Source organism: Muricauda sp. MAR_2010_75 (assembly GCF_000745185.1).
GTDB lineage: Bacteria > Bacteroidota > Bacteroidia > Flavobacteriales > Flavobacteriaceae > Flagellimonas.
Window position 1 is genome coordinate 3,424,109 of record NZ_JQNJ01000001.1, and the last position, 21,382, is coordinate 3,445,490.

15 protein-coding genes are annotated in these 21,382 nt (G+C 42.7%); 10 read left to right on the plus strand and 5 right to left on the minus strand.

Translation table 11 applies throughout. The features are described 5' to 3' along the window. Positions 1–22: 22 nt before the first annotated feature. Positions 23–763: a tyrosine-protein phosphatase gene (locus tag FG28_RS15410; RefSeq protein WP_036384333.1), complete on the minus strand. Its 741-nt coding sequence runs from the start codon at positions 761–763 to the stop codon at positions 23–25. A 446-nt stretch (positions 764–1,209) separates the two neighbouring features. On the opposite strand from FG28_RS15410, the gene FG28_RS15415 reads away from it, so the two are divergent. The 9 genes from FG28_RS15415 (at position 1,210) to FG28_RS15460 (ending at position 15,993) form a co-directional block, all read left to right on the plus strand. Further along, entirely contained in the window at positions 1,210–9,222 is an 8,013-nt protein-coding gene (locus FG28_RS15415) for a malectin domain-containing carbohydrate-binding protein (RefSeq protein WP_051947403.1), read from the plus strand. A 219-nt stretch (positions 9,223–9,441) separates the two neighbouring features. Next, complete coding sequence (locus tag FG28_RS15420; protein WP_036384337.1) at positions 9,442–10,719, plus strand: sensor histidine kinase KdpD; 1,278 nt, start codon at positions 9,442–9,444, stop codon at positions 10,717–10,719. Further along, positions 10,709–11,407 carry a response regulator transcription factor gene (locus FG28_RS15425; RefSeq protein ID WP_036384339.1) on the plus strand — a complete coding sequence of 233 codons (699 nt, stop codon included), beginning with the start codon at positions 10,709–10,711 and terminating at the stop codon, positions 11,405–11,407. Before FG28_RS15420 ends, FG28_RS15425 begins: the two co-directional genes overlap by 11 nt. A gap of 83 nt (positions 11,408–11,490) precedes the next feature. Then, a complete protein-coding gene (locus tag FG28_RS15430; protein ID WP_036384343.1) occupies positions 11,491–11,733 on the plus strand; it encodes a hypothetical protein in 243 nt (80 codons plus the stop codon). Between the two features lie 53 nt (positions 11,734–11,786). Next, positions 11,787–12,890: a HAMP domain-containing sensor histidine kinase gene (locus FG28_RS15435; protein ID WP_316930872.1), complete on the plus strand. Its 1,104-nt coding sequence runs from the start codon at positions 11,787–11,789 to the stop codon at positions 12,888–12,890. A gap of 6 nt (positions 12,891–12,896) precedes the next feature. After that, the gene (locus FG28_RS15440) at positions 12,897–14,216 is read left to right on the plus strand and encodes a sigma-54 dependent transcriptional regulator (RefSeq protein WP_036384344.1); all 1,320 of its coding nucleotides are present in this window, start codon (positions 12,897–12,899) and stop codon (positions 14,214–14,216) included. 221 nt (positions 14,217–14,437) lie between these two features. After that, complete coding sequence (locus FG28_RS15450; protein ID WP_081894425.1) at positions 14,438–14,854, plus strand: GreA/GreB family elongation factor; 417 nt, start codon at positions 14,438–14,440, stop codon at positions 14,852–14,854. A 37-nt stretch (positions 14,855–14,891) separates the two neighbouring features. Beyond that, a complete protein-coding gene (locus FG28_RS15455; RefSeq protein ID WP_036384351.1) occupies positions 14,892–15,236 on the plus strand; it encodes a hypothetical protein in 345 nt (114 codons plus the stop codon). 127 nt (positions 15,237–15,363) lie between these two features. Then, the gene (locus FG28_RS15460) at positions 15,364–15,993 is read left to right on the plus strand and encodes a hypothetical protein (protein WP_197062612.1); all 630 of its coding nucleotides are present in this window, start codon (positions 15,364–15,366) and stop codon (positions 15,991–15,993) included. Between the two features lie 2 nt (positions 15,994–15,995). On the opposite strand, the gene mnmE is transcribed toward FG28_RS15460, so the two are convergent. Continuing rightward, positions 15,996–17,366: a tRNA uridine-5-carboxymethylaminomethyl(34) synthesis GTPase MnmE gene (mnmE, locus tag FG28_RS15465; RefSeq protein WP_036384355.1), complete on the minus strand. Its 1,371-nt coding sequence runs from the start codon at positions 17,364–17,366 to the stop codon at positions 15,996–15,998. Positions 17,367–17,453: 87 nt separating this feature from the next. Here mnmE and FG28_RS15470 point away from each other — a divergent pair, with 87 nt between their 5' ends. Next, complete coding sequence (locus tag FG28_RS15470) at positions 17,454–17,813, plus strand: DUF4870 domain-containing protein (RefSeq protein WP_036384357.1); 360 nt, start codon at positions 17,454–17,456, stop codon at positions 17,811–17,813. Positions 17,814–17,866: 53 nt separating this feature from the next. Here FG28_RS15470 and FG28_RS15475 read toward each other — a convergent pair whose 3' ends face one another. The 3 genes from FG28_RS15475 to dnaN all read right to left on the minus strand — a co-directional run bounded on the left by FG28_RS15475 (position 17,867) and on the right by dnaN (position 21,266). After that, complete coding sequence (locus FG28_RS15475; RefSeq protein WP_036384359.1) at positions 17,867–18,814, minus strand: GNAT family N-acetyltransferase; 948 nt, start codon at positions 18,812–18,814, stop codon at positions 17,867–17,869. Between the two features lie 105 nt (positions 18,815–18,919). Beyond that, the gene (locus tag FG28_RS15480) at positions 18,920–19,993 is read right to left on the minus strand and encodes a hypothetical protein (protein WP_036384360.1); all 1,074 of its coding nucleotides are present in this window, start codon (positions 19,991–19,993) and stop codon (positions 18,920–18,922) included. A 154-nt stretch (positions 19,994–20,147) separates the two neighbouring features. Beyond that, a complete protein-coding gene (gene dnaN, locus FG28_RS15485) occupies positions 20,148–21,266 on the minus strand; it encodes a DNA polymerase III subunit beta (protein WP_036384362.1) in 1,119 nt (372 codons plus the stop codon). Between the last annotated feature and the right edge of the window lie 116 nt (positions 21,267–21,382).

The following is a 21,382-nucleotide window of genomic DNA, read 5'->3' on the forward strand; positions in this document are numbered from 1 at the left end:
CATGTATATATTGAACATTCAATCAATAGAATTGTTCAATGGTGTCATTGACCAGTGTATGGAGCATTTTGCCTGTTTTTTTGGTAATGGTTGCCTCTTTTAGCGATTTTAATTGCTGCATGTTATGAACATCACTCCCAACAAAGTCTATAAGATTGTTTTCCATTAGTTTAAGAGCTTTTGATTTTACATCGCTACCGTAATAATCCGCTAATGACAAAAGGTTTACTTGGAACAAAACTCCCTTTTCCTTATAGCTTTTAAGGCGTTTGGAAGAACTGCTCAAAAATAAATACCGTTCAGGATGGGCCAGCACGGGGAAAAGTCCTTTGGAAATAATCTTGTCCAAGGCCGTATTCATATTTATGGGAGGCTGTAAAAAAGACATTTCAACCAGCAAATGGTATCTTGTAAGAGGCATAATCTGATCATGGTGTAACAATTCTTCAAAGTTATCATCGATCATGTGTTCAGCCGCCTTGTCCAATGACACCTCATCCATACCACTTTGATTCAATGCATTTTTCAACTTTTCAAAGGATTCTTGAATGGTTTCAGGCGTATTCGGATAGTAATTGTGCATGATGTGCGGTGTACATACAAACCTTGTAACACCAAACTCACCAAACCCCTTTATCAAAGCTAATGAATCATCAACGGATCTAGCACCATCGTCAATACCTGGTAGGATATGATTATGGATGTCCACAAGACCTCCCAAATGATCAATCAGGTACTCCTTCTTCGAAAAAAAGTTTAACATACAATACGTTTTGTGCAAAAATAGGCTGAAAAATTGTTTCTGTTCCCTAAAACAAAAAACAATGCAACCCTCTCTAAACCAGTAGGAATATGCATAAGATGGTGAAACCTGGTCATTAAGAGTAATGCATTGCAAGTTAGATGAATGCCCAATTCTGACGTTCACCGAATTTTATGGTAATTGGTCTTAATTGGTACAGCGTAATGGTACAAGTTAAAACATGTGATATATATTCGTACTGCCCCCCGTCATTACTAAACACATTCAATATGAGATAATAAACATTTCCGGGATTTCCCGTGCTTTTTTACGTAATTACTTTTTAGCCCATATAAAGAACAAATATGATACAACTTTACCCCACAATACATAGGTGTATCCGACTTCTATGTGTAACTTTTTTATTTTTTTTATGCAGCTCGACCTTTGCGCAGGTCAGTTTTTCATTGAATGAGCTCAATTTAAATGGATTTCCATCCATTACAAACGGAACTTCCATAAAGTTTGGACCGGATGGAAGACTATATGTCTCCGATTACCGTGGACTTATCATGGTTTTTACCATCGAAAGAAATGGCCCGGGAAATTATGTGGTAACGGACGCAGAAGAATTGGATGCCATTACCACAATTCAGGATCATAATGACGACGGAAGCTTATTCTTTAGTTCATCCAGGGAAACCCTGGGTATTGAAGTAGGTGGAACCGCGGAGAACCCCATAATTTATGTAGCCTCCAGTGATTTTAGGATTGGAGGTTTTGGTAGTGGGGGAAACGGTGATAGTGGTCTCGACACCAATTCGGGGATAATAACCCGTATATCATGGACGGGCTCTGAATGGGATGTTGTGGATATTGTGCGAGGGCTACCTAGATCCGAAGAAAACCACGCCTCAAACGGTTTGGAATTGGCTCAAATCAATGGCCAAGAATATTTGTTGATTGGTCAAGGCGGACATACCAATGCTGGTTCGCCTTCCAGAAATTTTGCCTACACAGGTGAATATGCACTCACGGCAGCACTCCTTTCGGTTGATTTGGATGCTTTGGAAAGTATGCCTATTCTAGATGATAATGGTCGCAAGTATATCTATGACCTACCCACTTTGGACGACCCTAGTCGTCCCAACGCAAATGGAATTATTGATCCAGATAACCTCGGATATGATGGTGTTGATGTTAACGACCCTTTTGGTGGAAACGATGGATTAAATCAGGCGGTATTGGTATCTGGAGGTCCTGTTCAGGTTTTTTCACCTGGACATAGAAACATATATGATTTTGTGGTTACCGAAAGTGGTGCCGTTTATATTACGGATAATGGAGCCAACCAAGGTTGGGGTGGATTCCCCTTTGGAGAAGGAACGGGTAATGTAACCAATAATTACAATCCCCTACAACCTGGAAGCAGCTCAGATTCGGGAGGCGAATCGGTTAACAACCGAGATAACCTTAAAATGGTCACAAATAATATTAACACCTATGCTCCTGGAAGCTTTTATGGCGGACACGCCAACCCAACAAGGGCCAACCCTTTAGGGGCAGGCTTATATACCAACCCATCAAGTGATGGAACAACCAATGGAGCGGTATTTAGAACACTGGTTTATGACCCCGATGGCTCTACACCGGGTTCAACCACAAACCCAGATTTGGGATTGCCCGCAAACTGGCCTCCAGTACCTGTGGCCATGGCTAACCCTGTTGAAGGCGATTGGCGCGGACCTGGCATTAACAATCCAGATGGGGATGATGCGGAAATTATCACCCTTTGGGGAACCAATACCAATGGTATTGATGAATATACGGCCAGCAATTTTGGTGGCGCCATGCAAGGCGATTTAATTGCAGGGGTAAACACGGGAAGATTACGACGTGTTCAATTAAATCCTGATGGGTCATTGCAAAACCTGACTAGTAACTTTTTGTCTGGACTGGAAGGAAATGCACTTGGCGTAACCTGTAATTCTGATACGGATATCTTTCCGGGGTCCATATGGGTAGCAACCCTTGAAGGGGGTATCTACGTATTTGAACCGCAGGATTTTATCGTTTGTAACCCACCAAGCACACCAGGCTATGCAACGGATGACTACGATTTTGACGGGTATACAAACCAAGACGAAGATGAGAATGGATCAGACCCATGTAATGGAGGATCTCAACCCAATGATTTTGATAAAACAGCTGGAGGAACCTTGGTTTCAGATTTAAACGACCCTGATGATGATAATGATGGGATTCCAGATGCCCAAGATCCATTTCAATTGGGAGATCCCAAAGATTCTGGCACCGATGCCTTTAGTATACCGGTGATCAATCAAATGTTTTCAAGTAATACCGAACTAAAGGGATATTTAGGACTGGGCTTTACCGGAATGATGAACAATGGGGACGCCAATCCCAATTGGCTACAATGGTTGGATCGAAGGGATGATCCCAGCGACCCAAACCCCAACGATATTCTTGGCGGGGCCATTGGCGCCATGACCATGCAGTTGACAGCTGGTACAGCTTTAGGAAATGCCAATAGCCAAGAAAAAGCTTTCCAATATGGAGTGGAGTCGGACATAACCACTACTCCCTATACTATTGTCTCAAGGCTTATCAATTTTACGGACAACTTGCAATTATACCACGCAGCCAGCCCGGCAAATGGTGAGTTGGGTATATTTATGGGGGATGGAACCCAGAGTAACTACATTAAGTTTGTAATTACCCAAGCAGGATTACAGGTACGTCAGGAGATCGCAGATTCAGAACAGACCCCAATAGAATTAACCATTGCTCCTGGCAATCGTCCCGGAGCCAGCGCTATTCTTTATTTTCTGGTGGACCCATCCACAGGCGAAATAGGATTGGAATATGCCTTTGACGGCGGACCACGACAACTTTTAGGCTCTATTACAGCCCAAGGAGCAGTTCTTGAATCAATCCAACAAACCGGGAATCCACTGGCAGTTGGACTTATTGGAACCTCAAACACCACAGGTGTTGAATTGGAAGGAACATGGGATTATTTGAATGTTATTGGAGGAGCGCCAACGATTACGGGTACCATCTCGGATATTCACACCTATATCAATTCTGGATCCGATACGTTCAATTTAAACAACTATTTTGATGATGATAACGGGAATCAAAATCTTGTTTATTCGGTATCGGGCAACACAGACCCCAGTATTGGCGCTCAGATAAATGGAAATATTTTAACGCTTAACTATCCGTCAACAGCGGCGAATAGTAATATTACAATCAGGGCCACCGATCAGGACACAAACTTCACAGAATTCACATTCAATATTAATGTGGCCGCTTCCCCAGTAATTTATAGGGTAAATGCCGGTGGTCCGCAAATAGCAGCATTGGACGGGGGCATTTCTTGGGCGGCTGACACAAATAGCAACCCAAATGAATATCTTATACAATGGGAAACCAACACGGTTGGAAGTGTGCAGTCCATGCAATCTTTTGATACTTCAGTGGATTTGTCTACCACACCAACTGATATTTTCGACACATCGCGATACGACACCTTTGAATCCATTCCCCATGTTACCTATTCGTTTCCAGTGAGCCTTCAAGGACTTTATGAAATACGGCTTTATATGGGAGAGGGGTTAAACGCTACTTCCGAAGCTGGAGAAAGGGTATTTGATGTCGAAGTTGAAGGGAATATTTATCCAAACATGGATGATATTGATTTATCCGGGACGTATGGTTTTAGAAATGGTGTAGTGCTATCACAAACTATTGAGGTACTGGATGACTTCATCAATATTTCCTTGATTAATTTCAACGATGGGGATGCTGTGATAAGCGGTATAGAAATCATAGAATCTTTTGATGCCAGTAACCCTATCGACATACAGCAATTGGCTAATCAAACCAACCAAGAAGGTGAAGCTTTGAATGGAAGCCTATTTGTCCAAGCATCAGGAGGAGATGGTAATCTTCAGTATTCTGCCATAGGCCTTCCACCAGGAATAACCATTGAGCCTACAAATGGCCAGATTGGAGGAACCGTAGAAATGGGTGCCGCCACTGGGTCACCTTACAATGTAACCATAATTGTAGATGATACCGATGGAGATACCGAAGATATAGAATCCATAACTTTTGAATGGGTAATATTGCCAGAAGGCGTTTTTGAACTCAATATCAATGCAGGTGGTCCTGCTCTAACCCATAATGGAGTGGATTACCAACAAGATGAGTATTTTGTTGGTGGAGACACCTATGAGAATTCTGATGCACAGCTTCCTCCATTGTACCAGACCGAACGTAGTTCCTCTGATCAGTTTTATAGCTATGAGATTCCTGTTCCCAATGGTGATTACATTGTACAGTTGCATATCGCAGAACTATATTGGGGAGCCACTGGAGGTGGTACAGGAGGTGAAGGACTCAGGGTGTTCGATGTAACCCTTGAGGGCTCCTTGGTGCTTGATGATTATGACATTACGGCCGATGTTGGTCCTGAAACGCCTACAATCAAGAGTTATCCAGTTACAGTAAATGATGGGATACTGAACCTATACCTATCTGCACTGGCTTCTGATGGAGGGGTGGATCAGCCCAAGTTGTCCGCCATACAGATAAGTGGTGGTGCAGCAACAAGTTCTCCTCCTACTGCCTTGGCAGAGGCAACACCGGAAAGCGGTGACATGCCACTGGAAGTAAGTTTCACTGGTAGCAACTCCACAGATGATGTAGCAGTGGTGCAATATGAATGGAACTTTGGTGATGGTAGTCCAGTGTCCAACGAAGCAGACCCTGTGCATACCTATACGGACGCCGGTAGTTATGATGCAGTACTGACGGTGACGGATGGTGATGACCAGACAGATACCGATACAGTGACCACTACAGTGAACGCAGTACCAATAGGTACAGAATGGGTTCTTAAAAATGAGGACCAAAATTATACAGGAAGACATGAATGCTCTTTTGTTCAGGTTGGGGATAAATTTTACCTCATGGGTGGTCGTGAAAGCGCTAGAACATTAGACATATACGACTACGCAAGTGATTCATGGACATCGCTTGTCGATTCAGCGCCTTTTGAGTTCAATCACTTTCAGGCAACAGAATATCAAGGCCTTATTTGGGTTATTGGGGCTTTTCAGGCTAATACGTTCCCAGAACCTCCCGCAGACTTTATTTGGGCTTTTGATCCTGTAAATGAAGAATGGATACAAGGCCCGGAAATACCTGAAAGTAGAAAGAGGGGATCTGCAGGCTTGGTAGTTTACGATGACAAGTTCTATATCATAGGAGGAAACACGTTGGGTCATGCTGGGGGATATGTGCCTTGGTTTGATGAATATGATCCTGCCACAGGGGTGTGGACAGCACTCGAAGACTTAGATGCACCAAGAGCGAGAGATCATTTCCATGCAGTGGTCATCGATGATAATTTATATGCAGTTGGTGGAAGACAATCCGGTGGAGATGGAGGTGGTTTTAAGCCTGTATTGCCAGAAGTTGATGTTTTTAACTTCACAAGCGGGTCTTGGAGTACCTTAGGAGCTGATCTTCCCACACCAAGAGCAGCTCCGGCTGTAGCAAACTTTAATGGGAATTTGCTTGTTATGGGTGGAGAAGTTCGTGATGAAATTGTATATGGAGAAAATGTTGATGATGCCCTTCGAATAACTGAATCATACGATCCATCCACAGGTGAGTGGACAAGGTTGGAAGATATGAATTTTGAACGTCATGGCTTCCAGGCTATTGTATCAGGAACAGGTGTATATGTGGTTGCTGGATCTCCAAGTCGTGGAGGAGGTAATCAAAAGAACATGGAATACTTTGGCACTGATGCTCCAGTTGGAGTTCCCGGAACAGCAAGCATCTTAAGTGCACCTTCCACGGTACAATTGAGTTCTGGAAATAATGCACTGGTAGATGTGGACGCTTCGGGTGGTAATACCGGTGTTTATGTTACTGAAATGAACATCACCGGACCAGATGCATCAGATTTTGCCATCGTATCCGGGGCTATGAATCCTGGATTTATTAAAGCAAATTCAACACACCAATTATCATTGATCTACACAGGCTCATCTAGCGATGCAACAGCTGATTTAGTGATTGATTATGGGATTGGAGAGACATTGACCATTGGATTGGAAGGAAATGAAGGCGGTGTCTCTGGAACAATATGGATGGAAGATTTTGAAGACCTGACCAATGGGGCCACCGTGGACAACGGAGCAACAGCCTGGACCTCGACACGTGACGGGGGGACCTTTGAAGTTCTCGATGGTCAATTCATGGCCAGGGGCGCCAGTGATACTCCTGGAGTGTGGACCTCCGAGGTCATTGCGATAGGCGGAACGGTCTCGGTATCCGTTGATGTGGACGATGTGAACAACAACAAGGAAGGCGATGATTTTGTGAGAGCCCTGTACATTTTGGACGGCGGCACTCCTGTGGAGTTCGGTTCTGTATCGGACGACATAGACCCTCAGACCTTTACGGCTAGTGGCCTTACGGGCTCAACTGTGCAGGTCGTGGTAGAGATAATCGTCAGCGGGAACCCAGAATTTTATTTCATTGACAATGTGACCGTAACAGGCGAATCCGTTGGTGGTACAACCTATGCGCTTACGGTGAACAGCGGGAGCGGCGATGGAAGTTATGAATCGGGCACGGTGGTGAACATTGTTGCCGATCCGGCCCCTGTGGGCGAGCAGTTCGAAGCCTGGACAGGCGATGTCGGAGCTGTCGCTGAGGTCAACAGCGCCTCAACGACGGTTACCATGCCATCTTCGGCAGTGAGTATAACGGCCACATATGGTACTATCCCTTCAGGGGGAACGATATGGCTGGAGGACTTTGAGGACCTGACCAATGGGGCCACTGTGGACAACGGAGCAACAGCTTGGACCTCGACACGTGACGGGGGGACCTTTGAGGTTTTCGATGGCCAATTCATGGCCAGAGGGGCCAGTGATACTCCTGGAGTGTGGACCTCCGAGGTCATTGCGATAGGCGGAACGGTCTCGGTATCCGTTGATGTGGACGATGTGAACAACAACAAGGAAGGCGATGATTTTTTGCGTGCGCTGTACATTTTGGACGGTGGCACTCCTGTGGAGTTCGGTTCTGTATCGGACGACATAGACCCTCAGACCTTCACGGCGAGTGGCCTTACGGGCTCTACGATACAGATTGTCGTGGAGATGATCGTCAGTGGGAACCCAGAATTTTATTTCATTGACAATGTGACCGTAACAGGCGAATCGGCCGGTGGCACAACCTATGCACTTACAGTGAACAGCGGAAGTGGTGATGGCATCTATGAGGCTGGCGAAGTGGTGAACATTGTGGCCGATCCGGCCCCTGTGGGCGAGCAGTTCGAAGCCTGGACAGGCGATATTGGAGCTGTCGCTGATGTCAACAGTGCCTCAACGACGGTTACCATGCCATCTTCGGCAGTGAGTGTAACGGCCACGTACAGCCCAATCGGCGTTACAACGTATGCACTTACGGTGAACAACGGAAGCGGTGATGGAAGTTACGAGTCGGGTGAGGTGGTCAACATAGTGGCCGATGCAGCACCCTCGGGCCAGCAGTTCGAGGCCTGGACAGGCGATGTCGGAGCTGTCGCTGATGTCAATAGCGCCTCTACCACAGTAACGATGCCATCTTCGGCGGTGAGTGTAACGGCCACATATGGTACTATCCCATTAGGAGGAACGATATGGCTGGAAGACTTTGAGGATTTAACAAATGGAACCACTGTGGACAATGGAGCAACAGCTTGGACCTCGACACGTGACGGGGGAACCTTTGAGGTTTTCGATGGACGCTTCATGGCCAACGGTGCGAGCGACACTCCAGGGGTATGGACCTCCGAGGTCATCGCGATAGGCGAAACGGTATCGGTATCGGTGGATGTTGACGATGATAGGGACAATAAGGAAGGCGATGATTTTTTGCGTGCGCTGTACATTTTGGACGGTGGCACTCCTGTGGAGTTCGGTTCTGTATCGGACGACATAGACCCTCAGACCTTCACGGCGAGTGGCCTTACGGGCTCTACGATACAAATCGTAGTGGAGATGATCGTCAGTGGGAACCCAGAATTTTATTTCATTGACAATGTGACCGTGACAGGATCTTCTCCAAGCCTTACAGCACGCATAACGGATAATGTAGCGATCGACATGGATAGTAATGTGCAGATTGTTCCTTATGAAATTATGTTATATCCAAACCCAGGAACAACAGAAGTTACGCTTTCAACCAGTGATAGTTCAGGTTTAAAAGCAATACAGATTTTTAATTCATCCGGACAATTGGTGGGCACTCATAATGCTTTGGAATTAATAACGGGCAATAATACTTACGTTTTACCAATTACTAATTTACAAAGTGGGGTATACCATTTGAATATATTGACTGAGGATGGAGAGATATACTTCAAGCAATTAGTGGTTAAAAAATAATATTGCCATTGAACTGAAATAAAAAAACCGACCAATAAGGTCGGTTTTTTACGTTTTTAACGGATGTTACGCTATTTAACTTATGACTAACTAAACTCATCGCTAAATTAAGATATAGTTGGATGCAAAGGGGTTAACAAAAGACCAAAAAGATTAATGAAAGATTAATGAGGTCAACCATTAGGTTAAATGCTTCGGAATTTTTGTTTACTTCGCAATATGCTGACACGGAGAAATGTATATGTCATTGTTTTTGTGGTATCTGTCATAGGTCTTTTGGTAGTGCAATACCAATATCTCCGGGTTGGATTGGGACTTGCGCGGGTGCAATTTTCAAAAAAGATTGATGAAGCAAGGGAAAATATAAACAGCGAACTCTCGGAACTCAACTCCCTCTCATACACTCTTGGCAGTACTATAAAAAAGGACACCTCCGAATTGAAAATAAGCCTGGACAGCTTGCAAAGGCTTTCACAGTTTTATTTGAACGACTACATTTCGTATCAGTTGGGGGTTTCGGGCATAGACGCACCGTTTACCTATGCATTGTACGCAAGGGATTCCACTCAATATCTTACGTCATTAAAACCACATGTAAAGAATGATGACATCCTGATGTATCCTGTAAAGATTGAAGGGTATTTACCCAATCTTTTAAATAAGGAAGTTGTGCTTGAGCTCGGCTTTGAGGACATCAACAAGTATTTCATGAGCCAGTTGAACGGATTGACCATCCCCGGAGCTATTTTCCTACTGGCCATAATTGTAGTAGTGATATGGGTGCTAAGGTCGTTCTATTGGCAGAGCAGCTTGATCACAACCACAAACGATTTCATCAATAACCTAACCCACGAACTAAAAACCCCTGTTTTTTCCATTGGTCTGGCCAGTAAAATATTGGAAGAGGGCATATCCCCAGAAAAGAAGCCGGTTTTGGAGCTGATTCGGAGAGAGACCGATAGGTTGCGAAAACATATTGATAAGGTACTGGAATTGGCAAGTTTGGAGTCTGGTAAAAAAATTATGCAATTTACAGAACTGGATTTTAAACCTGAACTACAGCGAATATGTGAAGATTTTAAAACACTCTCAAAATACGAAAAGGTGGATTTTGATTATGAATTGCAGGGAAGCGCCTATCCCATACGTGCAGAAAAATTTCATTTGGAGAATGCCATAGGAAACCTCTTGGAAAATGCCAAGAAGTATTCAGATGACCCCGTGATACGGCTCAATGCCCATATCCAAAAAGGAAAGCTTTTGATGGCCATTTCAGATAATGGCCCGGGCATTTCCCAAAAAGATTTAAAAAAGATTTTCAGAAAATATTATAGAATCAAGAATGGCGATGTACATAAAGTAAAAGGATATGGGCTTGGCTTATCTTATGTGCATAAGATTGTAAGCATGCACCGCGGTAACATTGCGGTAAATAGTAAATTGGGGGAGGGCACAACCTTTGTAATTTCCTTAAAAACAAGTAACAATGGACGATAAATACAAATTGATTTTGGTGGAAGATGATGCTTCCTTGGGATATTTGCTTTCCGAATATTTGGGTATGAAGGGATTTGGCGTCACTTGGGTGAAGAATGCGCAGGAAGCACTCCAAAAAACAGAAACCAATGTGTTTGACTTGGCCATCTTGGATGTTATGTTGCCCGATATGGACGGTTTTGAACTTTCGCAAAAGGTGAAGGCCATAAACCCGGAGCTTCCATTTCTTTTTTTAACTGCCCGTTCCTTAAAGATTGATGTACTAAAAGGGTTTTCCCTGGGTGCGGTGGATTATTTAAAAAAACCCATTGATGAAGAGGAACTTGTAGTCCGTATCAATGCACTTTTGTCCCGTTTGGTTGCTGAAGAAAACAAAGAATCCCAAGAAACCAGTTATGATATTGGTGACTATACCCTTAACACCGAAAGCTTTGAACTTAAATACAAAGGGGAAAGCATAAAATTGACAGGAAAGGAATTTGATTTGCTCACTTTATTGGCCGTGAATATGAATCAACTCTGCACCCATAAGGAAATATTGACCACCATTTGGGACAAGAACGATTACTTTAACAAAAAGAGTCTCAATGTTTTTATATCGCACCTGCGAAAACATTTAAGCAGGGATTCCAGAATAAGTATTGTAAATGTGAACCGAAGAGGGTTTATGCTCAAGGTGAATGAATAAGGGAACCTTAAGTGTTTTGTTGACAATTATGGCTTGGTTTTTGTGGATTTAGATGTAATCCACCAACCAACGACATAGTTAAAATGCTCAAATTCATTCGTAAAAAGCCCAAGGAAGTTTCATTGTGCCATTTGGACGATCTTTTTGTAAAGACCATATCCAAATTACCGGTCAATGAACAGATAGCGTATTGTCACAGGCTTATTGAAAGTTCAAAATATCAATTGTCCCAAAATTGCCCTAAGAAGGATTCAGAACAACTCAAAAATCTGATTACCGCAGCCAATATTGAAATTCAACGATTGGATTCTGAAGGGAAGCATTAATATGCTTATTGGGCTCCATATTATTCTTGGTAAATTAGTAATTTACGGGCAAAGTGAAAACCTTGCACACAGCAGAACAGAAACTCAAAGAACGTATCAAGGAATTGACCTGTCTCTACGAGGTCACCTCCTTGATTGTGCACAGTGATTATGAACAGATAGAAGAAGTGTTGAAGGCCATTGCCGATTGTTTGCAACGGGCCTGGCAATTTGATAAAGAGACTTATGTGGAACTGGAAACCCCAGTAACCTCTATATATACCGAAGAAAGAGGGGAGGCATACGTATTTTTGCAATCACCCATTAAGGTTTTTAATGAACAGAAGGGTCTCATAAAAGTAGGGTACCCTTCACCCAAATATACCCTGGATGACTTTTTGGTGGAAGAACAGCAGTTGCTGGACAATGTCTGTTTGGAAGTGGGCAATCTTTTGGAACGTAAAGAAATCAAGGACAATCAAGAAAGTATTCGGAGGCAGGTAGAGCAAGCTGACCGACTTCGGATTTTGGGTGAGATCACCGCGGGAATTGCCCATGAACTCAATACACCCCTTGCCAATATATTGGGATTTGCCGAACTTTTGCGGGAGAGGGTCGAAAACGATCCACTGGCCACAAAAGACTTGGACAAAATCATCACCAACACCATTTTTTCCAGGGAAGTGGTAAAAAAGCTCATGTTCTTTGCTTGCGAAATGCCGGAGGAACGCAATACGCTCAACATTGTTCCTATTATAAAAGATGCCATGGACTTACTGCGAGTCACCTTGGCCAAAAACGAAGTTTCCTGTGATTTGGAGGTCAACACAGAAAATATTGAATTGCGGACGGACAAGATTCAACTCACCCAAGTGCTTTTCAACCTTATTGTAAATGCCATTTATTTTTCACCTCCAAATAGTACCATCAAAATCAAGGTAACCGATAAAAAGGATAAAGTGGTACTGGTAATTTCAGATGAAGGAAGTGGAATACCCAAGGATAAGGCTAGCAGCGTTTTTGACCCCTTCTTTACGACCAAACCCGTGGGCGAAGGGAGTGGCCTTGGCTTGAGCGTTGTGCATGGCATCATCAAAAGTCATAAAGGGAGCATAGCCCATGCCCCGAACAAACCTAAAGGGACTGTATTTACCATTGAATTTCCCAAACTCAAATAGGATTGTATGCTGAAGAAGGAAAATATTCTGTTGGTGGACGACGACATCCAAATTTTGGAATTGCTCCAAAGGCACCTCAATGGGATGCACTACCACACCTACAGTGCCGTATCGGTCAAGGAAGCCCTCTATATTTTAAAGGATACTGAGATAGATCTCTTGATCACGGATATCAACATGCCCGAGATAAATGGCATACAGTTGATAAAGTATACGGCAGAACATTTTCCGGATATGCCAAAACTGGTGGTTACGGGTTTTCCATCGATTGATGACGCCATGAGCGTTATTAAATCGGGTGTTACGGAATATCTTACCAAACCTTTCACAAAGGCCGAACTGGAGGATGCGGTTGAAAAGTCGCTAAAAACCATTATCCTAAAAAGGAAGTCCGTAAAATCAGAACCACAACTCCCAAAGGCATACGGAGAAATGATAGGTGCCTCGGAAGCTTTTCAAGATATCACGCAAATCATTGAGCGTGTAAAGGACAACCATGCCACGGTTCTCATTCAAGGGGAAAGTGGGACGGGAAAGGAACTGGTGGCCCGTGCCATTCACTATTCTGGTAGGTTTTCCAGAGCACCATTCATTGCAGTCAATTGCGGTGCCATTCCCGAAAACCTTTTGGAGGCCGAACTTTTTGGATATTCCAAAGGGGCCTTTACCGGGGCCAATGAAACCCGAAACGGTTTTTTCCAGGCTGCCAATAATGGCACCATTTTTTTGGACGAAATAGGAAACGCTTCACTGGGAGTACAGGGAAAATTGCTTAGGGTACTTCAAGAAAAGGAAGTAATCAAAGTAGGCTCCCAAAAACCTGAAAAGTTGAATGTTCGGATTATAGCCGCCACCAATAGCAATTTGGAAGAAATGATAGCGGGGAAACATTTCAGGGAAGATTTATATTACCGCTTAACTGTAGTGTCCATAAAAGTGCCGCCATTGCGTGAGCGGATTTCTGACATTCCCCTTTTGGTCAACAAATTTCTTCAAAAATATGGTGTGGAATACAGGGATAGATTGGTGAGCATTACCCCGGAGGCCGTAGAGGTGCTGCAGCGGTATTCGTGGCCGGGAAACATTCGTGAGCTCGAAAATGTCATCCAACGTGCGGTGATTATGTGTGATGGACAGGTGACCGTAAAGCATCTGCCAGAACAGGTTAAGTTTAAAATTGACTTTCCAGAGGAATCCCTTAAGCCCTTAAGGCAGGTGGAAAAAGAGTACATTCAAAAAGTATTGGCATCAACAGGAAACAATAAAACCAAAGCGGCAAAGATATTGGGAATAGACCGCAAAACACTTCGGGAAAAACTCAAATAAAACTGGGTAAAAATTACCCATGCGGGTAAAATATCCCCAATTTTATTTTTGAGTAAATTCTACACTACACCCGTAAAACTCTGATATTTAGAGTTTTATTATTCACTTAGAAATTTAAGAATTTTTGGGCATAGGCTTTGCTTTACTAAGGCAAACAGAATAGCCATGCTAATTTTTGTGCCATCCATAACCATAAGAAGTATAAGACCTAAATCCATGTCATGAAGTTTGGAGATGTGATTATGGAGAAGACGGATTATTTGGCGCTCAAGAAGGTATTGAACTTTAACAAGTATTACCATGACAATCTCCAAAACGATGCTTTGGAGATACTTAAAGTGAGCCTGGACCATGCGAAGATCTGCGATACTTCAGAATTACCGGGAGATATTGTGCGTCTGTACAGCAATGTAACGGTAGCCATGTCTGGTAAGCAGCAAATGTTTCAATTGGTACTTGAACCTGATGGAATAAATGATGATGGAAAAGTCTCGGTACGAAGCATTCTGGGTGCGGCTTTGATCGGGCGGTCAGTAGGAGACCAAGTGCAGGTTCCGGGTAACATGGATCCAATTATGATAGAACATGTGGAATGGCTTCCAAAAGAAAAAATGAGCTATTCCCTAAAGAATGAATAGAACAAAAATTTTGTATAACCCTTAAATAGTTTCAGATATGAATAAATACATTTTAGTAGTAGCGTTTATGATCGGTGCTTTTGGCCTTAATGCCCAAGAGGTGTCCGTAGGTGATGTTTTTGAAATAGGAAGACCAGATGCCCCACAATACGAGCATATTGAGTTTCCACGAGCCAATTTCATCATCAAACGGGGAGGAATTGCCAACTATAAAAGGGTAGAGGGCAACAAAGTTGTCGTCACGGCTGTGAAGGAAAAGAAAGATGGCACCCTTACGGTAAAAATAAAGCGAGCTGATGGCAATCGCTTTTTTGGAAGCCACTGGCAGGTTGCTGCAGACTTTAAGGAAGCCATGGCCTCCGGAGAGTTGATAAAAGCTTAAGTAGCGGTTAATTGATTGGTGTTTTGCCCAGCTTCAATGTTCCAAGATTTGCTCTAGAGGTAGTATTGGGGCTGGGCTTATTTTAGAATTACAAATAAGTATATGTTATAGGAAGTTGGATAGAGTGTTGAAAACGATCATCATACCCAAAAGTGCCAGAAGAAAGCAACGATCTAGCTTGATTCTGGTTTTGGCAATTTCATTTGTGCTTATAATGGTTGCCAATGTGATGGACTATGGATACATTCTAAGAACCCAGAATACCGTTAATTCGGTATATGAAGATCGTGTGGTGGCCCAAGATTATATTTATCAGTTGAGTGGATTGTTCTACCAAAAAGAACTTTCTCTTGGGGAAAACGTGGGTTTCTTTGAAACCACGAATGATTCCATTACCAGCTTGATGTCACGCTTTGGCGAAACCAAATTGACCCGGAGTGAATCAGGATTCTTTATCGACTTGAGAAAAAACTATGCAGAATTGATCTCATTGGAAGATAAACTGTTGCAACAAACGGAAGCTGCAGGGACTACCCGAAAACATATTCAGCTAGAATTACATGAAATCAGAAAAAACCTGGACGATTTGGAAGGGGTCCAATTTACCGAAGGTGCCCAAATGACCCAACGTTCCAATCGGGCATTGGGGATGAACACCTTACTTTCACATGTAGAATTGGTCTTTCTGGTGATTATCGGCTTTATTGTTATGAATATGGTTTTGTTGGGAACCCATCGGCTGGGGAAGGTAAACTAGCCTTATTTCCCGATGCAGAAGTTGGAAAAAATGTTGCCCAAAAGATCATCGGTAGTAACGCTCCCCGTGATTTCTCCCAAATGAAACAAGGCTTGGCGAATGTCAATAGCCATAAGATCACTGGCCAATCCCATTTCCATACCTTCTTTTACTTTTTGGATTTCCTCCAAAGCCTTTAGTAGGGCATCATAATGGCGACTATTGGTAATAATGGTCTCATCCCCGCTCAACGCACCCGAATCCACTAAAGCAAGTAGTTTCTTTTCCAATTCAGGGATTCCCGTTTTATTCTTGGCCGAAAGAAAGAGAACCTCTGGAATTTCCTTTCGCAATTCCTCTATTTGGGATTGCTCCAACAAATCTACCTTATTGCAAATAGGGACCAATTGTTTATTGGGATAGCGATTTTGAATCCGCTTCAATTCCGAACGGTCAAAATCCATACGATCAAAAAGGAAAATAATCAAACGGGCCTTTTCAATTTTGTCAAATGTGCGCTCAATTCCTATTTTTTCCACGACATCTACCGTTTCACGGATGCCAGCAGTATCAATAAACCTAAAATTGATGCCATTGAGACTGATTTGGTCTTCAACAGTGTCTCTAGTGGTTCCAGCAATGTCACTTACAATGGCCCTTTCCTCATTCAACAAAACATTGAGTAGCGTGGATTTACCCACATTGGGCTGTCCTACAATGGCCACGGGAATACCATGTTTTATGACATTCCCCAATGCAAAAGAATCAATCAGTTTTTTGAGCACTTCACTAATGCGATTCAACAACTCGTTGAATTGGGTCCGGTCTGCAAATTCAACATCTTCCTGTGAAAAATCCAGCTCCAACTCAATAAGGGAAGCAAAGTTCAGAAGTTCCTCCCGTAACTTTTGGATTTCATTGCTAAAACCACCCCGCATTTGCTGCATGGCGATATCGTGCGCCGCTTCACTGTCGCTTGCGATTAAATCGGCCACAGCCTCCGCCTGACTCAAATCCATTTTACCATTTAAAAAAGCACGAAGGGTAAACTCACCTGCCGATGCAGCTCGGCAGCCCTTTCGCAAAACCAATTGGATGATTTGTTGTTGGATATAGGGGGAGCCATGACAGGATATTTCCACCACATTTTCTCCGGTATAGGAATACGGCCCTTTAAAAATTGAAACGAGGACTTCATCCAAAATTTTCCCATCGTCCACTACGTGACCCAAATGAATGGTGTGACTCTTCTGCTTGGATAGTTCTTTTCCTTTTACCGATTTAAAAATGGAGTCAGCAATGGAAACGGCATCCGGCCCAGAAATGCGAATCACTGCAATGGCCCCTGTTCCAGAAGGGGTGGCCAAGGCTACAATGTTATCCGTGTATGACATAGGGGCAAAAGTACAAATTAGCGGAGAGCTGTAACATTTTCACATAATTATATACTAATAGGGTACATCATCAAAATCAATCGAAAAATGGAAGTTGTTAATCAAAATGTTATGCGAAAGGACAACACCTTGTTGTCCATCACCCACTTAACTCAATTATTATCTTATGTAATTGGGTTTGGAAGTCTAATTGTTCCTTTGATAATCTGGTTGTCGTCAAGAGATAAGGTTGAGGGAATGAATGAGCATGGAAAGGCCATCATTAACCTACAATTGAGCCTCATATTGTATATTATAATTAGTATTCCAGCCATCTTGCTTTTGGGCTTGGGGATTTTGGGCTTGATCGCAACAGGAATCTTAGGTTTTGTGTTGCCCATAGTCAATGCGGTAAAAGCGTCTAATGGAGAATCACCTTCTTATTTTCTAACAATTCAATTTGTATAGGATTTTCACTTGGGGTTTTGCTATCAAAATAGGAACTGGTGTATTTACGGGTTTCAGTACTTGAACCGTTCGGGTTTCAGCCATAGTCCCTCATAGGCACTTTCTAAATCTTGTATTTTTTTACCACGAAGCGTTATTAAATGGTGCTTCTTATGTAGTAACCAGCTTATGGTATAGGCCAAAATCTTTTTAAATAAACTTTTCTTTTGGTAAAATACATGAGTGTTATAATAGTAAACGGCGTTGCAAAATTTGATTTTATAGTCCAAGTTGCCCCACCCGGTATCCAATAGCCCGTATCCGTTTTCATAACACCATTCTAGCTGCCATACAAACATAAGTTTCCCTAAACTGTATCTGAAATACGCTTGGTCAAATGAGGTGATGGTGGCGTTAAAAATGTTTTTGTAGTGATAACTGAGCGATATGGCAATGGGATCATTGTTATTATATACTACAAACAGGGATGCTCTTTTTGCACATATATTTTCATACGTTGTTTCGGCATAAAAATCCCATCTACTTAAGGCTGTGTGCTTGTGTGTTCTACCTTCAAACCGACTTTCCACATACTTTTTTAGGGTGTTCAAAAGTTCTGTGCACAAGGCTCGATCAATATTGCCAAAGTATGTTACTATGCGAATGTTATGGTCACGTTCCAGTCTTTGCCGATCTTGCCGGAGATTTTTAAAAGTCTTTTTAGCGAATCTATCGCTTAAATACGCACTAGCGGAATCGTGATTGGTCAGGTCCATGGCAAACCCCATTCGGTATGATTTTGAAAAAAAGCCATAGGTAGGGTCTATACTATCTCCATCGTCAAGAACATGTGGAGGGACACAGTTTACAATATGTACTTTGTTTTTTGTTTTTTTTGATGGATCAGCCTCAGTAAAAAAGGATTTGGGAACACCGTCAATCTTGCTGTAAAAAGCTGGGATTTGATTTTTTTCAAAAAAGTCAAAAAAGAAGTTATGTGATTCTACAAAGGGTATTTTCATGTAGAAGCGTATTGTTTGGATTTAGGTAAATGTACTATAATATAAAAGGGGCAAAGTTTAGTTGCCCCTTTATTTTTATGATACAGAGTTACTCTTGTTGGATTATCATTCGGAATACTCAAAATAAGTAGCCCAATTATTGCCGGGGAAGTCACATCCATCTGTCCAAGCGGTCTCTTCACAAGGGCTGCACTCCAATGGTAATGGAATAACAAGCGGTTGAGCATCTTCTGCTATCAGTACAACACCGGCTACATCCCCGCACTCTGGTGTAAATCCTTCTCCATTTTCTTGAGCCAAGGCAACCAACTCATCAACATGCTCTGGAGTGAAATCACCCAAACTGCATTCCTCACATGATTCGTCTTCTATGTCGTCCAACAACTTCCAAATGGCAAATTGAACATCACCATAGGTATACGCTTCTCCTGTGCCAGGACTGGTTTCACCTACTAGATTTTGATTCAGCAACCAATTGACCAAATCAAAGTTTTCTGGATATTCGAATGCATCAGGAAGTTCTTCTCCAATGGCATATACATCTGCCGAATAGCACTCATCAAGGTTGATTGGTGAATCATTATCGATGCACCAAGAGCCGTACGTTCCGGCCAAAGGTCCTTCACTGATATTAATGTTCAGATAGGCACCAGGGCCTTGGTCAATAGTACAAAAATCAACGGTTTCAGGTAAGCTGGCGGTAATGGTCTCCGGTGAGCTGGAAACACATTCCACCACAGCATGGGCTGCAATAAAGGGTCCTTTTTCAATAGCTACCTCATAGGTAACGGTCTTTTCACACTCAAACTCGTCCGAGTATTCGAAGTTACCGTTCTTTGGATTGCCCGACTTGGTCATTGGAAAATCCTCTGGAGAATTAACAACAGAAAGGTGCGTTTCGGTAATGCACCATGCATTGTTTGTAATCTCATAGGTAATAACATAATTTCCTTCTGACTCGAAAACGGTTACTTTACCAACTTCTATATTCTGTCCCGCATAAAGAATGGCCTCAGAGGTTAGGCATTCTTCAGAAAAATCAAATTCTACCGCATTGTTTTTTTGGGCTTTACCCTTGGCTTCAATACCGGTTACATCCTCGCCCCCAGCAGGTTCAACCTCACATGAGGAAAGAATTAATGCGAAAACCGCAAAAAAGGCTAGTGTTAATTTTTTCATGTTCAAAAGTTTAAGGTTAAAACACATAATTTGTTAAAAATAATTTAAAACAAGTGTTTTAGACCAATGACAACGATGAACATGAAATTTTTTCGATAAAAAGGCTCTTATTGATTTTTACGTAGTCTTTCCCTTTCTCAATAAGGAAAAATTGTTAGTTGTTCAGCATTACTGGCATTACTAGCATGGTAACATGCTCACCCTCATCCAGTCCGTCAATAGGGGTTAGAATCCCCGCCCTGTTGGGTAAGCTCATTTCCAACGAAACATCATCGGAAGATAGATTATTGAGCATTTCCAATAAGAATCGGGAATTGAACCCAATCTGCATATCGTCACCTTGATAGGAGCAGGAAAGACGTTCTTCGGCCTTGTTACTGTAATCCACATCTTCAGCAGATATGTTCAACTCGGCTCCGGCAATTTTCAATCGGATTTGGTGTGTGGTCTTGTTGGAGAAAATGGATACCCTTCGGACTGAGCTTAGGAACTGATTCCTGGAGATGGTCAGTTTGTTGGGGTTTTCCTTTGGAATTACCGCTTCATAATTGGGGTATTTTCCGTCAATCAAGCGACAGATTAATTCTGAATTATCAAAAATGAACTTAGCATTGCTATCGTTATACTCAATAGTCACTTCGGATTCTGAGCCTGCCAAAATACCCTTTAAAAGGGTCAATGGCTTTTTGGGCATGATGAATTCCGCCACTTGCGAGGCGGTGACATCTTGCCGTTGGTATTTTACCAATTTGTGTGCATCTGTGGCCACAAAAGTCAAATTCTCTTGAGAAAATTGAAAGAACACCCCGCTCATCACTGGGCGAAGGTCATCGTTTCCGGCCGCAAATATGGTTTTGTAGATGGCCGTGGCCAAAATATCGCCCAAGAGGGTAGTGGAACTCGGGTCGGAAACTTCCACTGCTTTTGGGAACTCAGCACCGTCCGCATACGCCAAGGCATATTTACCGTGGTTGGAACTGATTTCCACCGTATTGTTATCCTCAACTACAAAGGTGAGGGGTTGTTCCGGAAATGTCTTTAAGGTGTCCAACAACAAACGCGCTGGAACAGCAATCGTGCCTTCCGCGTCGGAATCCACTTCAAGTACAGAACTCATAGTGGTTTCAAGGTCGGATGCAGAGACCGTAAGTTGGTTCTGTTTTAAATCGAACAGAAAATTATCTAGGATTGGGAGCGTGTTGCTATTGTTAATAACTCCTCCCAAAACCTGTAATTGTTTCAATAAATATGTACTGGATACAATAAACTTCATCAAAGAAATCCTTTAGTATTGCGGCCCAATCGACTTGTGGTCATTAAAAACTGGGCTTATAAATCGATAAAAGCAAATATATCTTAAAAGGTCGAAGCAAAGAAACAAATTTATCA